The sequence below is a fragment of the Ensifer sp. VA4 genome (genome assembly GCF_055710065.1).
Genome location: NZ_JBVQPO010000012.1, coordinates 170,633 through 190,246, shown reverse-complemented (window position 1 = coordinate 190,246; position 19,614 = coordinate 170,633). Strand labels below are relative to the sequence as shown.

The 19,614-nt window shown below is 64.4% G+C and carries 16 protein-coding genes and 1 pseudogene; 8 read left to right on the top strand and 9 right to left on the bottom strand.

All coding sequences use genetic code 11. The features are described from left to right. Window positions 1-81: 81 nt before the first annotated feature. Window positions 82-675, bottom strand: coding sequence for a LysE family translocator (locus AC0C6X_RS21775; protein WP_247958347.1), 594 nt, complete (start codon window positions 673-675; stop codon window positions 82-84). Window positions 676-914: 239 nt separating this feature from the next. On the opposite strand from AC0C6X_RS21775, the gene AC0C6X_RS21770 reads away from it, so the two are divergent. Continuing rightward, window positions 915-1,760 (top strand): aldo/keto reductase, encoded by an 846-nt coding sequence (locus AC0C6X_RS21770; protein WP_173517125.1) that lies wholly within the window; start codon window positions 915-917, stop codon window positions 1,758-1,760. Window positions 1,761-1,782: 22 nt separating this feature from the next. Here AC0C6X_RS21770 and AC0C6X_RS21765 read toward each other — a convergent pair whose 3' ends face one another. The 3 genes from AC0C6X_RS21765 to AC0C6X_RS21755 form a co-directional block, all read right to left on the bottom strand. Further along, a complete protein-coding gene (locus AC0C6X_RS21765; RefSeq protein ID WP_247958348.1) occupies window positions 1,783-2,805 on the bottom strand; it encodes an NADP-dependent oxidoreductase in 1,023 nt (340 codons plus the stop codon). Between the two features lie 303 nt (window positions 2,806-3,108). Next, the gene (gene ilvN / locus AC0C6X_RS21760; protein ID WP_173517126.1) at window positions 3,109-3,681 is read right to left on the bottom strand and encodes an acetolactate synthase small subunit; all 573 of its coding nucleotides are present in this window, start codon (window positions 3,679-3,681) and stop codon (window positions 3,109-3,111) included. Between the two features lie 21 nt (window positions 3,682-3,702). Further along, on the bottom strand, window positions 3,703-5,481 hold the full coding sequence (locus AC0C6X_RS21755) for an acetolactate synthase 3 large subunit (protein WP_173517127.1): 1,779 nt from the start codon (window positions 5,479-5,481) through the stop codon (window positions 3,703-3,705). Between the two features lie 383 nt (window positions 5,482-5,864). Here AC0C6X_RS21755 and AC0C6X_RS21750 point away from each other — a divergent pair, with 383 nt between their 5' ends. Together AC0C6X_RS21750 and AC0C6X_RS21745 are read left to right on the top strand one after the other, a co-directional pair. Further along, entirely contained in the window at window positions 5,865-5,993 is a 129-nt protein-coding gene (locus tag AC0C6X_RS21750; RefSeq protein ID WP_282439034.1) for a hypothetical protein, read from the top strand. Between the two features lie 47 nt (window positions 5,994-6,040). Next, window positions 6,041-7,240, top strand: coding sequence for an NAD-dependent formate dehydrogenase (locus AC0C6X_RS21745; RefSeq protein WP_472955086.1), 1,200 nt, complete (start codon window positions 6,041-6,043; stop codon window positions 7,238-7,240). Between the two features lie 69 nt (window positions 7,241-7,309). Here the strand turns inward: AC0C6X_RS21745 and AC0C6X_RS21740 are convergent. Next, window positions 7,310-7,453, bottom strand: a pseudogene (locus AC0C6X_RS21740) (alkene reductase); the annotation flags it as partial. Between the two features lie 98 nt (window positions 7,454-7,551). Between AC0C6X_RS21740 and AC0C6X_RS21735 the strand changes: the two are divergent. Then, window positions 7,552-9,285 (top strand): tetratricopeptide repeat protein, encoded by a 1,734-nt coding sequence (locus AC0C6X_RS21735; protein ID WP_472955083.1) that lies wholly within the window; start codon window positions 7,552-7,554, stop codon window positions 9,283-9,285. Window positions 9,286-9,310: 25 nt separating this feature from the next. Here AC0C6X_RS21735 and cax read toward each other — a convergent pair whose 3' ends face one another. After that, window positions 9,311-10,411, bottom strand: a complete 1,101-nt coding sequence (gene cax / locus AC0C6X_RS21730; RefSeq protein ID WP_472955080.1) for a calcium/proton exchanger — start codon at window positions 10,409-10,411, stop codon at window positions 9,311-9,313. A 348-nt stretch (window positions 10,412-10,759) separates the two neighbouring features. Between cax and AC0C6X_RS21725 the strand changes: the two genes are divergently transcribed. Together AC0C6X_RS21725 and AC0C6X_RS21720 are read left to right on the top strand one after the other, a co-directional pair. Further along, on the top strand, window positions 10,760-12,832 hold the full coding sequence (locus AC0C6X_RS21725) for an ATP-binding protein (protein ID WP_472955078.1): 2,073 nt from the start codon (window positions 10,760-10,762) through the stop codon (window positions 12,830-12,832). Between the two features lie 371 nt (window positions 12,833-13,203). Then, on the top strand, window positions 13,204-13,605 hold the full coding sequence (locus AC0C6X_RS21720; protein WP_173517132.1) for a VOC family protein: 402 nt from the start codon (window positions 13,204-13,206) through the stop codon (window positions 13,603-13,605). A 22-nt stretch (window positions 13,606-13,627) separates the two neighbouring features. On the opposite strand, the gene miaA is transcribed toward AC0C6X_RS21720, so the two are convergent. Further along, entirely contained in the window at window positions 13,628-14,539 is a 912-nt protein-coding gene (gene miaA, locus AC0C6X_RS21715) for a tRNA (adenosine(37)-N6)-dimethylallyltransferase MiaA (protein ID WP_472955075.1), read from the bottom strand. Here miaA and serB point away from each other — a divergent pair. After that, window positions 14,538-15,425 carry a phosphoserine phosphatase SerB gene (serB, locus tag AC0C6X_RS21710; protein WP_472955072.1) on the top strand — a complete coding sequence of 296 codons (888 nt, stop codon included), beginning with the start codon at window positions 14,538-14,540 and terminating at the stop codon, window positions 15,423-15,425. The two genes, miaA and serB, sit on opposite strands and share 2 nt — an antisense overlap. Continuing rightward, window positions 15,422-15,988, top strand: a complete 567-nt coding sequence (locus tag AC0C6X_RS21705) for a GNAT family N-acetyltransferase (protein WP_472955069.1) — start codon at window positions 15,422-15,424, stop codon at window positions 15,986-15,988. Before serB ends, AC0C6X_RS21705 begins: the two co-directional genes overlap by 4 nt. A 218-nt stretch (window positions 15,989-16,206) precedes the next feature. On the opposite strand, the gene AC0C6X_RS21700 is transcribed toward AC0C6X_RS21705, so the two are convergent. Together AC0C6X_RS21700 and AC0C6X_RS21695 are read right to left on the bottom strand one after the other, a co-directional pair. Further along, window positions 16,207-17,109, bottom strand: coding sequence for a LysR substrate-binding domain-containing protein (locus AC0C6X_RS21700; RefSeq protein ID WP_472955067.1), 903 nt, complete (start codon window positions 17,107-17,109; stop codon window positions 16,207-16,209). Window positions 17,110-17,735: 626 nt separating this feature from the next. Further along, window positions 17,736-19,259, bottom strand: coding sequence for a DegQ family serine endoprotease (locus AC0C6X_RS21695; protein ID WP_472955064.1), 1,524 nt, complete (start codon window positions 19,257-19,259; stop codon window positions 17,736-17,738). Between the last annotated feature and the right edge of the window lie 355 nt (window positions 19,260-19,614).

The following is a 19,614-nucleotide window of genomic DNA, read 5'->3' as shown; positions in this document are numbered from 1 at the left end:
CGTCTCAGAAGACGCGCGGCGCTGTAGTGCAGAATCACGCTCGCCGAAACCGGCGGGCAGCTCCACGCCTTCCGGCTTTCTCTATTTCAGCATCGGCCAGAGGCTGACGACGAGCAGCACCGCCATCGTGATGTTGAAGCATTTCAGCCGCGAGGGCTCGGACAGCCATTGGCGCAGCGCCGAGCCGAAGCCCGCCCAGGTGGAGACGCTCGGCACGTTGACCAGTGCGAAGACGATGCCGACGACAAGCACGCTCATGAGGTAGCTCTCGCTGCTGGTATAGGTCGCCATGGCCGAAACCGCCATGACCCAGGCCTTGGGATTGACCCACTGGAAGGCGGCGGCGGCAAGGAAGCTCATGGGCTGTGCACCGGCCTTGCCTTCACCGAGCGAACGCGAGGTGCCGATCTTCCAGGCGATCCAGACGAGATAGGCGCCGCCGGCAAATTTCAGCGTGGTGTAGATGAGCGGCACGGAATGGAGCAGCGCACCGAGGCCGAAGCCGACGGCGATCAGGAGCACGAAGAAACCGGCGCCGATGCCCAGCATATGCGGCACGGTGCGCACGAAGCCGAAATTCACGCCCGATGCGAAGAGCATCATGTTATTCGGCCCCGGCGTGATCGATGTGGTAAATGCGAACAAAAACAGCGCCAGCAGCGTATCGGCCTGCATGGGTTCCTCCCGTCTAATTGGGTCAACATAATTGACCTATTGGCCGGCACCAGCCGCGAACTTGTCACCATGACAAATTGACGAAGGCCATCTTCAACGACTTTCACGCGAGATTAACCGCCTGCAGCGCAAGAGAGCCTTGCTCGAGGACGTGGGCTCGAAAGCGCGCGACTTTGCGCTAGATTGGCGATCTGACCGGACGACCGCCGTCCGACCTATCCGCCTGTGAGGAGAACAGCATGCATGACCCGATCCCGACAACGACGCTGCCCGATGGCCGCCGCGTGCCCGTATTGGGGCAAGGCACATGGCGCATGGGCGACGCGCCCGCGCGTGCGGCCGACGAGGTGAAGAGCCTGCAGCTTGGCCTCGATCTCGGCCTGGCGCTGATCGACACGGCGGAAATGTACGGCGACGGCGCCTCGGAGCGGATCGTCGGCGAAGCGGTGCGCGGCCGGCGCGACGAGGCCTTCATCGTCAGCAAGGTGCTGCCGTCGAATGCCAGCCGGCTCGGCACCGAGGCCGCCTGCGAGCGCAGCCTGAAGCATCTCGGCGTCGACCATATCGACCTCTATCTGCTGCACTGGCGCGGCGGCTATCCGCTGGCCGAAACGGTTGCGGCTTTCGAGGCACTGAAAAAGGCCGGCAAGATCCGCGCCTGGGGTGTCTCCAACTTCGACGTCGACGACATGGAGGAACTTCTGTCGGTGCCGGACGGCCGACACGTCGCAGTCAACCAGGTGCTCTACAACCTCTCGCGCCGCGGCATCGAGTTCGACCTTCTGCCCTGGTGCCAGCAGCGTGGCATCGCGATCATGGCCTATTCGCCGCTCGACGAGGGTCGGCTGCTGCGCAATCCCGATCTCATCCACATTGCCAAGGCGCACCAGGCGACCCCGGCCCAGATCGCCCTCGCCTTCCTCAAGACCCGCCCCGGGGTGATCTCGATCCCGAAGACCGGCTCGGTGACACGCGCCCGCGAAAACCGCGATGCGATGGACATTCACCTGACGGCGGACGACCTCGCCGACCTCGACCGCGCCTTCCCGCCGCCGAAGCGCAAGCGCTCGCTGGAGATGATTTGAGGGTTGGCCGCGCAAGCGAGCCTTATCGGCTTTCGATCTCCACCACCACCTTGCCCTTGGCGCGGCCGGATTCCAGGTAGGCAAAGGCTTCCGAAACGTTCTTGAACTGATACACCCGGTCAATGACGGGCCGGACCGCCCCAGTCTCGATGAGATCGGCAAGCTCGGCAAGCTCGGTCCCATCAGGATGCATGAAAAGATAGCGGTATGTGACGTCATGTTTCCTGGCGACGGCGCGTATCCTGTAGGATGCAAGCCAGAAAAGCGTCGTCAGGAACACGCCACCGCCGAGATCCTTCCGCGCGGTCTCGGGCTCGGGCATGCCGGCAATGGAAACCACCTTTCCGCCGCGCTTGACCACGCCGAACGACCTTTCGAGCGCTTCGCCGCCAAGCAGATCGAAGACGCCGTCCATCTCGTGCAACCGCTCCTCGAACCGTTGTGTCGTATAGTCGATCACCACATCCGCGCCGAGCTCTTCGACCAGCGCACGGCCACGAGGCGATGCCGTGGTCGTCACCTCTGCCCCCAGCCTTTTTGCCAACTGAATGGCGAAGGTGCCCACGCCCCCAGCGCCGCCGGATATGAAGATCCTGTTGCCCTGCTTGACGTTGAGTTCGTCGCGAAGTGCCTGCAATGCGGTGAGACCGGCGAGTGGCACGCCAGCCGCGGCGCAGAAATCGATCGATGCGGGCATCTTCGCCAGAAACTTTTCGGGAACGACCGCATACTCGGCCAAGCCGCCCATGGCATCCTTGGGCATGCGCGCAAAGACACGGTCTCCCGGCGTGAAGGACGTGACGTTCTCTCCCAGTTCCTCCACCACGCCGGCGAGTTCGTTGCCCATGACGATCGGCAATGGATAGCGCTGGACGATCCTCAGAGCACCTTCGCGCGTCTTGTAGTCGACAGGATTGAGACCTGCGGCATGCACCCGGACAAGCAGTTCGCCGCGCGCCGGTCGCGGACGCGGTACGTCGCGCAAATGCGCGGCGTCCGGACCGCCATATCGTGTGAGAACCAATGCCCGCATCGTGGAGCTCATCCGGCACCCGATATCTTCGGATTTCCATCCGGGATAAGTCGACGAGAAATGCCGGCGAAGTCAACCGAGCGAATGGTGTAATAGCTTCCGCCTGCCCCTCATCCGGCCTGCCGGCCACCTTCTCCACGCCTGCGGGGAGAAGGAAACGCGCAGCAACCGCCCGGCACAAAGACACCGAGTGCTACCTGCACATATTGGTTTTGGGAGATCAGGAGAGCCGCGGCACGCTCGGCGTCGTCCCCTCTCCCCGCCTGCGGGGAGAGGGTTAGGGTGAGGGGCAATTCCCTCTCACCTGCTCAACAATCACATGCCCTGCGGGCCGCGGTTCATCGCCGCGATGCCGGTGCGGCAGACTTCGATGAGGCCGAGCGGCTTCATGATGGCGATGAACTGCTCGATCTTCGACGGCTTGCCGGTGATCTCGAAGACGAAGTGCTCAATGTTGGCGTCGATGACCGAGGCACGGAAGGCGTCGGCGAGACGCAGCGCCTCGACACGGTGTTCGCCCGAGCCCTGAACCTTGACGAGCGCCAGTTCGCGCTCGATCGGCCGGTCATGGCCGAGACTGGCGGCACGCACCGTCAGGTCGACGACGCGGTGCACCGGTACCAGCCGCTCGAGCTGGTTCTTGATCTGGTCGAGCACGTGCGGCGTGCCGCGCGTCACGATGGTGATGCGCGACAGGTGCGCCTCGTGTTCCGTTTCCGAAACCGTGAGGCTTTCGATGTTGTAGCCGCGGCCCGAGAACAGGCCGATGACGCGGGCAAGGACGCCCGGCTCGTTGTCGACGAGAACCGAAAGCGTGTGGGTTTCGGCAAGCTCGGTTTCCTTGGCAATGAAATAGGCGGAGCCGGTCGGTTGAAGGTGTGCGCTCATTCTATTGTTCCTGTCCCTATCTCAAACCAGCTGGCGGCCCTTGGCGTCGATCGCATTGGCGACCGCCTCGTCCGTTGCCTCGTCGGGCAAAAGCATCTCGTTGTGTGCCTTGCCCGAGGGGATCATCGGGAAGCAGTTGGCGAGGTTGGCGACGCGGCAATCGAAGATGACCGGCTGCGGCGTGTCGATCATCTGGCGGATCGCCTCGTCGAGCTCGCTCGGCTTGTCGCAGCGGATGCCGACGCCGCCATAGGCTTCCGCCAGCTTGACGAAGTCAGGCATCGCCTCGGTGTAGGAATGCGACAGGCGGTTGCCATGCAAGAGCTGCTGCCATTGCCGCACCATGCCCATGTACTGGTTGTTGAGGATGAAGATCTTGACCGGCAGGCCGTACTGAACGGCGCAGGACATTTCCTGGATGCACATCTGGATCGAGGCGTCGCCGGCAATGTCGATGACGAGGCTCTTCGGATGAGCGACCTGAACGCCGATCGCCGCCGGGAAGCCATAACCCATGGTACCGAGGCCGCCCGAGGTCATCCAGCGGTTCGGCTGCTCGAAGCCGAAGAACTGCGCCGCCCACATCTGGTGCTGGCCGACTTCCGTGGTGATGTAGGTGTCGCGGTCCTTGCTGAGCTCGTAGAGCCGCTGGATCGCGTATTGCGGCATGATGACTTCGTCGTTCGGCGTGTAGGCGAGCGAGTTGCGGGCGCGCCACTTGGCGATCGTCTCCCACCAGTCCGAGAGACGCGCCTTGTCGGCCGACTTGGAGGCCGCGCGCCACAAGCGAACCATGTCTTCGAGAACCGTACCGACATCGCCGAGGATCGGCACGTCGACGCGGACGTTCTTGTTGATCGACGAGGGGTCTATGTCGATGTGGATCTTCTTGGAGTTCGGCGAGAACGCATTGAGGCGGCCGGTGATGCGGTCGTCGAAGCGCGCGCCGATGCAGACCATGACGTCGCAATCATGCATCGCCATGTTGGCTTCGTAGGTGCCGTGCATGCCGAGCATGCCGAGCCAATTCTTGCCGGAGGCCGGATAGGCGCCGAGCCCCATCAGCGTCGAGGTGATCGGGAAGCCGGTGAGCTCGACCAGTTCACGCAGGAGATGCGAGGCCTGCGGGCCGGAATTGATGACACCGCCGCCGGAATAGATGATCGGCTGGCGCGCGCCCTTCATCAGTTCGACCGCTTCCTCGATCTTCTTGAGGTCGCCCTGGGTCTTCGGCTGATAGCTCTTCTGGGTCGGGACGGCAGACGGCGGCGTGTAGGTGCCGGTCGCGAACTGGATGTCCTTGGGGATATCGACGACGACCGGGCCCGGGCGGCCGGACTGGGCGACGCGGAAGGCCTCATGGATGATGCGGGCGAGATCGTTGACGTCCTTGACCAGCCAGTTGTGCTTGGTGCACGGCCGGGTGATGCCGACGGTGTCGCATTCCTGGAAGGCGTCCGAGCCGATCAGCGCTGTCGGAACCTGGCCGGAGATGCAGACGAGCGGGATCGAGTCCATCAGCGCATCCTGCAGCGGCGTCACCGCATTGGTGGCGCCGGGACCGGATGTGACCAGCATGACGCCGACCTTGCCGGTGGAGCGGGCATAGCCTTCGGCCATGTGGCCGGCGCCCTGCTCATGGCGGACGAGAATGTGCTCGATCTCTTCCTGCTGGAAGATTTCGTCATAGATCGGAAGCACGGCGCCGCCCGGATAGCCGAAGATATGCTCGACGCCGTTGTCTTTCAGTGCCTGGAGAACGATCTCCGCACCTGTCATCTGGTTTTCTGTTCCGCTCATTGACCTGCTTCCATCCCTTTTCCAGTTGGGTGCTTAGCTTGTTTGAAGGCATAAAAAAAGGCCCCGTCAGGAGCCTCGTTCAGCGCATGGGTGGCTATCGCCGGATGGTTACACCATCCTGCCCATGCGCCGTCCCACCACAAGAATAACCGCGAAATTTTTCATGGGGCGAGTTGATAAACACAAAACCCCCATGCGTCAACGGCTTTTCGGGGCTGGCGGGCATGTTGGCATCTGTGCCGAAGCGAAGGTAGCGCAGGGATACCCTTTTCCTGCGACGCCTGTTCGCACGCGGCTTTCGGGTCGCTTCCCTTGAAAGCTTGCCCTGCTCCTCCACTTTCATAAGGGTGTTGCCAACGCTACGAACGTGGGAGCCCTGCTGCATGTTTCCGGAAGATCGAGACCGATCGAAGGACGTGCAGAAAGCCAAGCGTTACAGCGGCCTGCTGGCCACAGATATTTCAACAGAGCACATCGCCCTGCTGTTCGTCCGCGTTGACCGGCAGCGCTGAGAGCGTCGAGGGCCTCCCCTTCGTTTTCTCGATGAAGGGAGATGAAAATGGCAAAGGTCGTTTGCGTCCTCTACGACGATCCGGTCGACGGATATCCCAACAGTTACGCGCGGGACGGGCTGCCGAAGCTCGAGCGCTACCCCGGCGGCCAGACGCTCCCCACGCCCAAGGCCCTCGATTTTGAGCCGGGGATGCTGCTGGGCAGTGTCTCGGGTGAACTGGGCCTCAGACCGTTTCTCGAAAGCCTCGGACACAGCCTGGTCGTCACCTCCGACAAGGACGGTCCCGACAGCGCCTTCGAGCGCGAGCTCGTCGACGCCGAGATCGTAATCTCGCAACCCTTCTGGCCGGCCTACCTGACCGCCGAAAGGATCGCCAAGGCGAGCAAGCTGAAACTCGCAATCACCGCCGGCATCGGCTCGGACCACGTCGATCTCCAGGCGGCGATCGACCGCGGCATCACCGTCGCCGAAGTAACCTATTGCAACTCGATCAGCGTGTCCGAGCACGTGGTCATGATGATCCTCAGCCTCGCGCGAAACTATATTCCTTCCTACCAGTGGGTCGTGAAGGGCGGGTGGAATATCGCCGACTGCGTCGCGCGTTCCTACGACATCGAGGGCATGGAGATCGGCACGGTCGGCGCCGGGCGGATCGGCAGCGCCGTGCTGCGCCGGCTGAAGCCGTTCGACGTCAAGCTGCACTATACCGACCGCCACCGGTTGCCCGACGCGGTCGAGAAGGAGCTCGGCGTCACCTTCCACAAGACGGCGGCGGAGATGGTGCCCGTCTGCGATGTCGTCACCATCAACGCGCCGCTCCACCCGGAGACGGAAGACCTCTTCGATGCGGCGATGATCGCCAGGATGAAGCGCGGCGCCTATCTGGTGAACACGGCGCGCGGCAAGATCTGCAACCGTGACGCCGTTGCGCAGGCGCTGGAAAGCGGCCAGCTCGCGGGCTATGCCGGCGACGTCTGGTTCCCGCAGCCGCCGCCGAAGGACCATCCCTGGCGGTCGATGCCGCATCACGGCATGACGCCCCATATTTCCGGATCGTCGCTGTCCGCCCAGGCGCGTTACGCCGCCGGCACGCGGGAGATACTGGAATGCTGGTTCGAAGGCAGGCCGATCCGCGAGGAATACCTGATCGTCTCGGGCGGCAAGCTCGCCGGCACCGGCGCGCACTCCTATAGCGCAGGCGATGCGACGCGCGGATCCGAGGAGGCGGCGCGCTTCAAGGGCTGAAGTCGCAGTTTCCGGCGCGCTCCGGGTCTCCCGGATCTCGGGGTCGATCGGCTCCGGCCGTACCCCGCCTCAGGCGGAGACGGCCAGCGCCGGGTAGTCGATGTAGCCCTTCTCGGTGCCGCCGAAGTAGGTCATGCGGTCGGCCTCGTTCATCGGCGCATCGGCCTTCGGCCGATGAACGAAGTCCGGGTTGGCCAGCACCATCTGGCCATAGGCTTAGATGGGCCGGTCCGCCGCGCACCCGACGCGGGCGATCATCTTCCGGCCCTCATGAGAACACGCTAAAGTATCCGTGACAGGCGGAGAGCGGGATGGCAAACGGGCGCGTCGAGCGGCGACTTGCGGTCATCATGGCCACCGATATTGTCGGCTATTCCCGTCTGACGGAGGCCGACGAAACCCGCACGCTCGACACGATGAAGCGGTTGCAGACGTCCATCCTTGCGCCCGGCATCACGGCTTGCGGCGGCCGGATCGTCAAGCTGATGGGCGACGGCACGCTGGTCGTCTTCAACTCCGCCGTCGATGCGGTGGATTGTGCCATATCGCTGCAAGAGGCGCTGGCTTGCGACCAGCAGGAGCAGCCGACCGAGGATCGCATCCTCGTCAGGATCGGCATCAACCTTGCCGACGTCGTTATCGACGGCGACGATCTGCTCGGCGACGGCGTCAACGTCGCCGCCCGCCTGCAGGCCTCGGCCACCCCCGGCGGCATCTGCATCGCCGATGTCGTCCATCGGCAACTCGGCGCCAAGTGCCGTTCGGCCTTCCTCGACGGTGGCGAGATCGCACTGAAGAACATCACCCGCCCCATCCACGTCTGGCACTGGACGGACGCGCCGGCGATCGGGCCGGCGGCATCGCAGGCCTGCGCGCGCCCCTCGATCGCGGTGCTGCCCTTCGAGAACTTGAGCGGCTCGCCGGACCAGACTTTCTTCAGCGACGGGATCACCGAGGATATCATCGGCGGCCTCGCGCGGTTCCGCTCGCTTTCCGTCACCGCCGCCAGTTCGTCCTTCAGCTTTCGCGGCAAGCATGCCGACATGCGAGAGATCGGCCGGAAGCTTGGTGTTACCTACCTCGTCGAGGGCAGTATCCGTCGCGCCGGCGAACGGATTCGCATCACCGCGCAACTGGTTGAAGCTGCCAGCGGAGCGCACCTTTGGTCGGAGCATTACGACCGCAGCCTGACGGATATCTTCACGGTGCAGGACGAGGTGACGCGGACGATCGTGTCGACCCTAATCGGGCAGATCGAAACCGCCGATCTGCGCCAGGTGCTGCGAAAGCCGACGACCAGCCTCGCGGCCTACGAGTTCTACCTGCGGGGACTTGTGCACATCCGCGGCTACGAGCCCGACGACAATCAGCAGGCCCATGCGATGTTCCAGGCGGCTGTCGACCGCGACCCGCAGTTTGCGCTGGCTCATGCCTACTTGGCGCTCGCCATAATCGCCGAGCGCGGCTACGGCAACGCGCCGACGGACGTTCTCGATCAGGCGTTGGCGTTGGCGCGAAAGGCCGTCTCGCTCGATGAGGGTGAAGGCGGCTGCCAGCGCTTGCTGGCGCTTATTCACGTCAATCGCCGCGAATTCGACCTGGCGGAGCGGCATTACCGCCGCGCCTATCTGCTGAACCCGAACGACGCCAATACGCTGGTGCAGATGGGCGGACTCTTTGCCCGGCGAGGGAAGCTCGATGAGGCGATGGAGTGGATCAACGAGGGCTTCCGGCTGAACCCGTTCCCACCGCCCTGGTACAACGCGGCCCTGGGCAATGCCCTCTACATTCTCGGTCGTTACGAAGAGGCGGCGGCAGCGCTGAAGGAGTTGCCCAATCCCGGCCCGTTCACCCTCGCCCGCCTTGTCGCCTGCCATGCGCAGGCCGGCAACACTGCCGCCGCCGAGGAAACGAAGACCCAGCTTCTGCGAGTCTGTCCGGACTTCTCGACGGAAGACTTCGTCCGCCGCGGCCTGTTGCTCGAGCGAGACGAGCACCGTGACCTATTCCGCCAAGGCCTGCTGAGGGCGGGACTGCCGAAGTGAAGCGCCGGCCGTTGCCGACGCCGCCTCACGGCTGCACTTGTGGCGGCAGCAGAAACAGCGTCATGCCGAAGATCACATAGACCGTCAGCGCCAGAACGCCCATGTACCAGGCCGAGCGACCGCTGTTGGAGAGCAGCGTCGCTGCCATCGTCGCGATCAGCATCATGACCACCGCGCCCGGCCAAAGTTGCAGGTCCATCGGCCGCGGGCCGATCACGTAGCTCAGGAGAACCAGCAGCGGCGCGACGAAGAGCGCGATCTGGGCGGCGCTGCCGAGCGCGACGCCGACGCTCAAATCGAGCCGGTCCTTGCGCGCCGCCGAGAAGGCCGTCGCAATTTCGGCGGCGGCGCCGACAAGGGCGACCACGACGAAGCCGACGAAAGCCGGCGTCATGCCGAGCTCCTCGGCAGCCACCTGCACCGATCCCACGAAGACCTCGCTGACCAGCGCCACGAGCACCGTGACCGCCAGCAGCACGCCGATGCCCGTCGCCAGCGGCCAGTGCACGCCCTCCTCACCGTGCTCGGAGCCGGCAGAGGTGAAGAGCTCGCGGTGGGTGCGGAGCGAAAACAGCATCCAGAGCCCATAGACGACGATCAGCACGATGGAGAGACCGGCGCTCAGCTGCTGGGTGAAGGCGGTTTCCGGCAGGCCGTCGGCACTGCCGATCAGCGATGGCACCAGCACGGCGACGGTCGCCAGGAACAGGAGACTCGCCTGGAAGCGTGCATTCACCCGGTTGAACTCCTGGAGATGGTAGCGCAGTCCGCCGAAGAGAAATGCGCCGCCCAGCATGAACAGCGTGTTGGTGACGATCGCACCGGCGATCGATGCCTTGACCAGCAGGTACTGGCCGGCATTGAGCGCCATCAGCGCGATGACGAGTTCCGTCAGGTTGCCGAGCGTGGCGTTGAGGAGAGCACCGATCGTATCGCCGGTTCGTGCCGCGACCGCCTCCGTCGCCTGGCTGAGAAGCGCCGCAAGCGGCACGATCGCGGCCACCGACAAGAGGAAGAGCAAGGTGTGTGCGCCGGGCCAGATATGCTCTCCCGCGATTGCCACGGGCACGAAGGCGAGCAGCCACAGAATGGGTGTCCGGCGAACATATTCAAACGCATTGGCCATGATCGTTCCCCCTCGCCAACCCCGCAGGCGCCGGTGATCTGCACACGCCTCACGGTCGTCCGATCGGCCGGGAGAGCGACGAATGCGGTTGGTCACCAGCGACTATTCCGTATCGGGCACGGGACCGCATTGACTTTGATCAAGTCACACGTTGGACCGGCGCCCGCCCGATCGGCTTCGGCGGCTCGGCGCGCAGCACCAGCGAGGAAGCGAGATCTCAGAGACAACGCGCGATGAGGCAGACGCCGCGTCCTGTAAATGGCGGACGCCAGTCTTCGAGAGCCGCGTCAGCCCGTACTACTCCGCCTGCAAATCCGCGAAACCACTTGTTAAATCCCCCCGGCTAACATGAGCGGCTGTGATGCCGGGGGTTTTGCGTTGCTGAACAATGAACTTCATTCCTCGATCCGCGCAGGAGAGCAGGATCGCCGTGACGGGCTGAAGCCCGGCAACCGGTTCCTGGGGCGTGTCGTTGCGTGCAACGGCGCGCGCGCCACCATCGCGGCCGTCGCCGAAAACGGCGAGACGTCGCTGACCGAACTTTGGTCGGTCGGGCGGCTGATCTCGATTTCCGTCGGCAGAAACCGTGTCGTGGCTCTGGTCTATTCGATGCAGACCGCCTCGGCCGAATGGGGCGAGGAAGCCAACAACACCTTCCGCATCGAAGTCGAGTTGATGGGCGAGGTCCACATCGGGCCCGATGGACGCGAGGAGTTTTCCGCCGGCATCAGCCAATATCCCTATCTCGGCGCCCTCGTGCACCGCATTCGCGCGGCCGACCTTGCCCGCATCTACGATTCCGGCCGCAGCGACAGCTGCATCATCGGCAAGCTCACCCAGGATGAAAGCCTCGACGCGACGATCCACGTCCCCTCGATGCTCGCCAAGCACTTCGCCATCGTCGGCACGACCGGCGTCGGCAAATCGACCGCGGTCACGCTCTTGCTCAACAAGGCGATCGCCTCCGATCCGAAGCTGCGCGTGCTGATCCTCGACCCGCACAACGAGTTCGCCGCCGCCTTCCCGGAGCTTGCGGTCGTCATCGACACCGACACGCTCGACCTGCCCTTCTGGTTCTTCCGCCTCGAGGAATTTGCCGAGGTGATCTTCCGCGGCCGCCCGGCGCCGCCGGACGAGCTCGACATGCTGCGCGACATCATTCCCGAAGCGAAGAAGGCTTTCCGGGGCGGTGAATCCAGCCTCATGCGGCGCCAGACCGAGAAAAGCTCGATCACCGCGGATACACCGGTGCCCTACCGCATCGCCGACCTCCTGGCCCTGATCGACGAACGCATCGGCCGGCTCGAGGGGCGCAACGACAAGCCGCATCTGCGTTCCCTCAAGGTCAAGATCGTCTCGGCGATCAACGATCCGCGCTACCATTTCATGTTCTCCTCGAACACCATTACCGACACCATCCAGGACACGATCGCCAAGATCTTCCGCATTCCCGGCGATGGGAAGCCGATCGCCACCTTCGAGCTTGCCGGCATTCCCTCGGAAGTCGTCAATTCCGTCGCTTCGGTGCTCTGCCGCATGGCCTTCGAAATTGGCCTGTGGAGCAATGGCGGCATTCATATGCTCGTCGTCTGCGAGGAGGCGCACCGCTATGTGCCGGCCGATCCCTCGCTCGGCTTCCTGCCGACCCGCCAGGCGATTGCCCGCATCGCAAAGGAGGGCCGTAAATACGGCGTCTCGCTCGGCGTCATCACCCAGCGCCCCGGCGAGCTCGACCCGACGATCCTTTCGCAATGCTCGACGGTCTTTGCCATGCGGCTTGCCAACGACCGCGACCAGGAGATCATCCGTTCGGCCATTCCGAACTCCTCGACCTCGACCACCAGCTTCATCTCCTCGATCGGCAATGGCGAAGCGATCGCCTTCGGTGAGGCCGTCGCGGTGCCGATGCGCATGCGCTTTTCCCGCGTCTCCGAAGAGCGCCTGCCGCGCGCCCACGGCATCGTCGACCGGATCGACGAGGATGCGCCGCCAACCGTCGATCTGCGTTCGATCGTCAGCCGCATGCGGGCGATCAACGGGCCGGATATTTCCTCCTTCCAGCAGAGCTACATGGCAGCGTCGACCGGCAGCGAAGAGCGTCTCTGGGACAGCGAACTCGGTGCCGGATCCGCAAGCGAGACGGAGCAAGGCTTCGCGGACTCGGCTCTGGCTGTCGAGCCCTACCGCCCGGACATGCTTCCACGCAGCACCATTTCCCCCAATCCCGAGCTGGAGCGCTTCAACCAGATCCGCCAACAGCTTCTGAACGAAAAGCCCGCGGCCGAGCAGCCAGCGCCCCGCTTCGGAGCGGCGGTGCCGACCGGCCCCGGTACCCCGGCCGCCGGCGACCGACCCCGCGAAGGGTCGCTCCGGGAAAGCCTGCTGAAGCGGCCGCTCGGCAGCATCATCCGCAAGACCTAACGCAAGTCGCGCAAAAGTGCGCGGTTTTGCGATAACGATATGCGAAATATCAAAGACTTAAGCGTAAGGAGCGAATCCGAGGGTCGCGACGCGTTAGCGCTCACGCGGGGCCATGCTGGCGCGCACCTGGCCTTGTCGGGGAAATTGGGCCGCCGTTAGAATACAGGTTATGATTGTCTCGTGATCCCCTGTCGACCAAGCCGCGATTCCTCTTTTTCTCGGCCGCAAAGGCGTGAACGAGGCAGCCGCAAAAGACTCCTTGGATTGCCACGGAACCTTTACGACGCCGCGCCGTTGGTCTGCGCGATCCTGTGGCGCGGACAGCCGGGGGATCTTCAAGCAATCGACGAAAGTGGAGTGAGGAGGCCGCCATGGTCGCAAGCGTTACCCCTTTTTTGATGTTTCAGGATGGCGTGGCGGAGCAGGCCATGGCCTTCTACATCTCGCTGTTCCCGAATGCCGAGGTGCTGGAGATCGAGCACTACGGCCCGGGCGAACAGGGCCCTGAAGGCAGCATCAAGGTCGCACTCTTCCGGCTCGGCGCACAGAGGGTTAGGTGCATCGACAGCCCCATCAAGCACGCCTTCGATTTTACCCCGTCCTTCTCTTTCTTCGTCGAATGCCAGAGCGAGGACGAGATCATCACGCTCGCGACCATGCTGGCCGAGGGCGGTACTGTGCTGATGCCGCTCGACAATTACGGATTCAGCCAGCGCTTTACCTGGGTAAACGACCGCTTCGGCGTATCCTGGCAGTTGAACCTCGCCGACTGAGCCATCCTCGGCGCCGCCTGCCCTACAGCACCGCCTCGGCGCTCTCGATGCGCCGCCAGCTCTCGTCGAGCTGGTTGCGGAACCAGGTCATCTGGCGCTTGGCATATTGCCGCGTGGCCGCAGCGCCCATCTCGATCACCTCGGCCTCGCCCAGCTCGCCCCTCAGAAGTGCCGCGATCTGGCTGACGCCGATCGCCTTCATGACGGGCATTTCCGGCGGCAGGTCGAGCGAAAGCAGCGCCCGCACTTCATCGATCGCGCCGCCGGCAAGCATCAGTGCGAAGCGGCGGTTGATGCGATCGTGCAGGAGCTTGCGCTCCGGCAGAACCACGTATTTTTCCGCCCGGTCCGGATCGACGATCATGGGGCCGTTCTGCCGCTGGAAGAAGCGGATCGGCCTGCCGGTCGCCTCCACCACTTCGAGCGCGCGGGCGATCCGCTGGCCGTCGCCGACGTTCAACGTCGCCGCCGTTTCCGGGTCCTCGGCACTCAGCGCGCGATGCAGCGCTTCAGGCCCTTCCGCCTTCAGCCGTTCACGCAGACGCTCGCGGATCGCGGCCGGGATCTCGGGCATGTCCGAGAGGCCACCGGTCAACGCCTTGAAATAGAGCCCGGTGCCGCCGACGAAGACCGGCAGCCGCCCCTCCTGCCTGAGCCTGGCAACGAGCGCCTGCGCCTCACGCACCCAGGCGCCGGTGGAATAGGCCGCGGCCGCTGGCACATGGCCGTAGAGGTAGTGTTCCACGCCGCCCATATCCTGATCGTCGGGTCGCGCCGTCAGCAGCCGCAGCGTGTCATAGACCTGCATGCTGTCGGCATTGACGACCACGCCGTCATGCCGGCGCGCCAGCTCGACGGCAAGCGCAGACTTGCCGCTGGCCGTCGGCCCGGTTATCAGGATCGCGTCGCTCTCGGTTTCAAGGTTATTGTCCATGGCTCTCGTTGCCACGCTTATCGCCAATCCGTCAAATCCTGTTCTGACGCCCGCGCTCGCGGAAGCGGCTGCCGATGCCGTCGAGGCGTCCGGCCTCTACTGGTTGGCCGATGGCGTCGCCTGCGACATCGCGCTGACCGACGGCACCGATCCGGATGCGGCCGAAGCGCTGCTGCGTGCCGAAATCGGCACCGCTGCCATCGACGTCGCCGTGCAGGACGCCGAGAGCCGCCGCAAGAAATTGCTGATCGCCGACATGGATTCGACGATGATCGGTCAGGAATGCATCGACGAACTGGCCGCCGAAGTCGGCCTCAAGGATAAGGTGGCGGCCATCACCGCCCGCGCCATGAACGGCGAGATCGCCTTCGAGCCGGCCCTGATCGAACGCGTCGCACTGCTGAAGGGCCTGCCGCTCAGCGTCGTCGACGAGGTGATCGCCAAGCGCATCACGCTGACGCCAGGCGGGCGACAACTGATCGCGACGATGAAGAGCAAGGGCCACTACACCGCGCTCGTCTCCGGCGGCTTCACCGTCTTCACTGGGCCGATCGCCAAGATGCTCGGCTTCGACGAGAACCGCGCCAACACGCTGCTTGCCGAAGCGGGTATCCTGACCGGCGAGGTCGCCAACCCCATTCTCGGCAAACAGGCCAAGGTTGATGCCCTCATCGACATCGCCGCTCGCCTCGGCATGTCGACGGGCGAAGCCCTCGCCGTCGGCGATGGCGCCAACGATCTCGGCATGATCCAGCTCGCCGGCACCGGCGTCGCACTGCACGCCAAGCCCGTGGTCGCCGAACAGGCCAAGGTTCGCATCGACCACGGCGACCTGACCGCCCTTCTCTATCTCCAGGGCTATCGCAAGACGGACTTCGTCGGATGATCATCTCAGAGACCGACCGGCTGCGCATTCGCGCCTGGAAGGACAGCGATCGCGATCTCTTCTTCGAGATCAACAGCGACGCCAAGGTCATGGAATTCTTTCCCTTCCGCCGCAATCGCGCGGAGGCGGACGCGCTCTTCGATCGTGTCGGCCGCGGCATCGCCGAAACCGGCCTCGGTTTCTTCGCCATAGCGCTGAGGGCCGACGACCGCCCGATCGGCTTCTGCGGCCTTGCCTTGACGGATCTGGAACCGCACTTTCCCGATGGCACGGTCGAGATCGGCTGGCGGTTGGCGGTTCCCTTTTGGGGCAAAGGCTATGTCACCGAAGCTGCCTCCGATTTACTGCGTTACGGCTTCGAGGAAAAAGGTCTGGGCGAGATCGTTTCCTTCGCCGTCGCCGCCAACACTCGCTCGACGGCGGTGATGCAACGGCTAGGCATGCGCCGCGACATGAACCGCGACTTCGACCACCCCCGCGTTCCCGTCGACCAGCCGGCACTGCTACGCCATGTGCTCTACGCCATCAGCGCCAGCGAGTGGCGTTTTAGGGCTGGCGCTTAACAATCGGCCATTTGGCGTAGCCCCTCCCTGTCCTGCCGGACATCTCTCCCCGCACGCGGGGAGAGATCTGCCAGCAGCAAGGCGCCTGCCCACTTCAACGTTGAGGAATGCCGGGCGCTCGCTGATTACGTCCTTCTCCCCGCGAGCGGGGAGAAGGTGGCGGCAGCCGGATGAGGGGCATGCGTTGCGGCCGATCCCCATCCGCCCGATACCCCGCCTCACCTCTCCCGCCCCGCCCCCGGATATCTCCGCTCGACCCATGCGACAAAGGCCTGCGCCGCGTCCGAGAGCGCATCGAAGCGCCGCGTCACGATAAAAAGCCCGCCAAAGGGCACCGAGATATCGAAGGGCTGGAGCAGCCTCCCGGCGGCGATGTCGTCGCGCGCATGGTCGCGGTCGATCAGCCCGACGCCGCTGCCCCTGAGCGTCGCCTGCAGCACCATCGAACCATCAGCAAAGATGGCGCCGCGCTCCAGCTTGACCGGGTCGGCGCCGGCAGCCGCGAACCATTGTTCCCAGAGCTGCCAGTTTTCCTCGTGCAACAGCGCGTGCTGCAACAGGTCTTCGGGCCGATCGAGCGGCCTTCCGGCGGCGGCCAGCGCCGGCGCGATCACCGGGAACATCTCGACCTTCGCCAAGGGTCGCGCCTCGACCCGCGGCCAGGAACGGGCGGTAGCGCTGTGGCGGATGGCGATATCCGCATCGCCGCCGCGAAACTCGACCAGCCGGGTATCGGCGTCGATCATCAGATCGATCTCCGGATGCGCCTCCTGGAACTCCTGCAGATGCGGCACCAGCCAGCAACCGGCGAAAGACGGCTCGGCGCTGACCTTCAGGGTCTGCGAGAGCCGCCACCCCGAGAGCATGTCGAGGCGCTCGCCCACCATGTCGAACGCCGCCGTCAACACGCCGAGCAGGGCGCGGCCATCGGCGGTCAGGCGGACGCTGCGGTGATGCCGCTCGAACAGCGGCCGGCCGATCAAATCCTCGAGCTCGCGCACCTGCCGGCTGATCGCCGCCTGCGAGACGAAAAGCTCGGCGGCAGCCAGCGTGAAGCTTTCGAGTCGCCCGGCCGCCTCGAAACTCCGCAACGCTGTCAGGGGCAAGCGGCCGCGCTTCATGCATAACCTCAAGTCATCCGAAAGCGATAGTAAACTCGTTTGAGGGGCGCGGGCAAGTGCGGTGAAATGGGAACCCGGAAGGAGGTTCAGCCATGCTTGCGATCATCGAAATCCTGTTCGAAGCCCTGCGGCTGGTGACCTTCCAGCCAGCGCAAAAGGCACCCTACAAGCCGGCACGGTCGGCGAGTGACGACGACTGCTGACATCAAAATGCGACACCCTTCAGACTTGCCCCTCTCCTCGGGTTTAGCCCGGGGACTAACCTCTCCCCGCTCGCGGGGCGAGGGGACGTGCCCGGTCACCGACCACCGTATGGCCCCGGTCCAAGAATGGAGAGCTCGGGCGGAAAACAGCCGGACCGGACGTCGCTCTCCGAGCGGGCGCGGCGTTGTCCCTTCTCCCCGCCTGCGGGGAGAAGGTGCCGGCAGGCGGATGAGGGGCCACTTCCGGCGCTGCCAAGCGCCGAAAGACGGCAGCCACCGCGAGCTTGAATCAAAATCGGAGGAAGCGGATTCGATCTATCAGCGCGCGCGGCGATCGATCTGAAAAGATTCGGCAATCGCAGTCGCTCGAGAGCGCTGCGGCGGCCCCGAACGGATGCCGCAGCCGCATATCCTGGCGAAGCCCTACTCCACCCGCACCGTGACGAAGCGCAGTTCGCCCGTCTTGCTGGAGAGCATCAGCAGCGCATTGCGCCGGCCGTTCGATTTCAGTTCCTCGACCCGTTGGGCAACGTCGTCAGGCGTGTCCATTGCCTCCTGCCCGACCTCGACGATGACGTCGCCCGGCTCGATGCGCCGTTCCGCCGCCGCCGAATTCGGCGAGACCTCGGTAATGACAACGCCATCCACGTCGTCGGCAATGCCGTATTTCTTGCGCGTCTCCTCGTTCAGCGTCGCAAGCTTCATGCCGAGCACGACGTCGGTCGCCGGCAGCGGGGCGGCCTCGGGCTTGTCCGGCTTCTGCGTCTCGTCGTCGGTCGTCGCCGCCGGCGCGCTGGCAACTTCACTGCCGTCCTCTAGGCGACCGAGGGTGACCTTGACCGTCTGCTCCTTGCCGTCACGCACCACGACCACGTCGACCGCCTTGCCCACGGGGCTTTCGGCAACGGCACGCTGCAGGTCGCGCACCTCGGTGACGTCGCGGCCATCGAACTTGACGATGACGTCGCCGGCCTTGATCTCGCCATGGGCGATCGGCCCGCCTTCGATGATGCCGGAGACGAGCGCGCCGCGCGCCGTACCCATTTTCAGGCTCTCGGCGATATCGTCGTTCACCGGCTGGATGCGGACCCCGAGCCAACCGCGCCGGGTCTCGCCGAAATCCTTGAGCTGCAGCACGACATTGACGGCAAGCTCCGTCGGCACCGAGAAGCCAATGCCGATCGAGCCGCCGGAGGGCGAGATGATCGCGGTGTTGATGCCGATCACTTCGCCGGCCATGTTGAACAGCGGCCCGCCGGAGTTGCCGCGGTTGATCGCCGCGTCCGTCTGGATGAAGTTGTCATAGGGGCCGGCATTGATGTTGCGGCCGCGCGCCGAAATGATGCCGACGGAAACCGAACCGCCGAGCCCGAACGGATTGCCGATCGCCATCACCCAGTCGCCGATGCGCATCTTGCGGGAATCGCCGAAGGCCACCGCCTTCAGTGGCGCCTTCGGCTCGACCTTCAGCACGGCCAGGTCGGTCTTGGTATCCTTGCCGACGAGCTTGGCCTTCAGCTTGCTGCCATTGGCAAAGATGATCTCGATATCGTCGGCGCCTTCGATCACATGGTTGTTGGTGACGATGTAGCCGGTCGGGTCGATGACGAAGCCGGAGCCGAGGGAATCGACGGTGCGCTGGCGGTTACCCTGGCCACCCTGCCCTTTGAAGAACTCGTCGAAATAGGGCTGGTAGGGCGAGCCCTCCGGCACCTGCGGCGTCGGCGCATCGTCGTCGTTCTTGACCTTCTGCGAGGTCGAGATGTTGACGACCGCGTCGAGCAGGCCGGCGGCGAGATCGGCAACGGAAGCCGGACCGTTGGTCGGCGGGCGTACCGCGGCCGTCTGGGCGAGTGCCGTATTGCTGAAGGCAAGCGCGCCTGCGAGCGCCAGAATGCCCAAGGAGGTGCCAAGCGAATAAGCTCGGGATTTCGTACGCGTGGACAAGTCGCTTAGGCTCCTCTCGATGCGCGATGATCGGCCGGTTCTCCTGGCCGCCACCTCTCCTGGATCCCGATGATCTCAGGTCCAACCGACCCAAGATCATAGCGTGATCGTTTGTCATAAGTTAGAGCGGGATCCGGGCGGAAAACCACATTCACCTTTCCTCATCCCGCTCTCGCCTACGGCGTTGAGACGCCATAGGACTTTGATTCTTCGCATAATTCTGCGTCGATCGGAACCGGCAGGAACGCTTATGCGGTACGAACCGTCGACGCAATCCGCAAACCGCGCGACATCCGATCTTATCTGAAGATAAGGCGGAATTCGGAAGCGTCCAAACACGATTTCCTGATCCCGG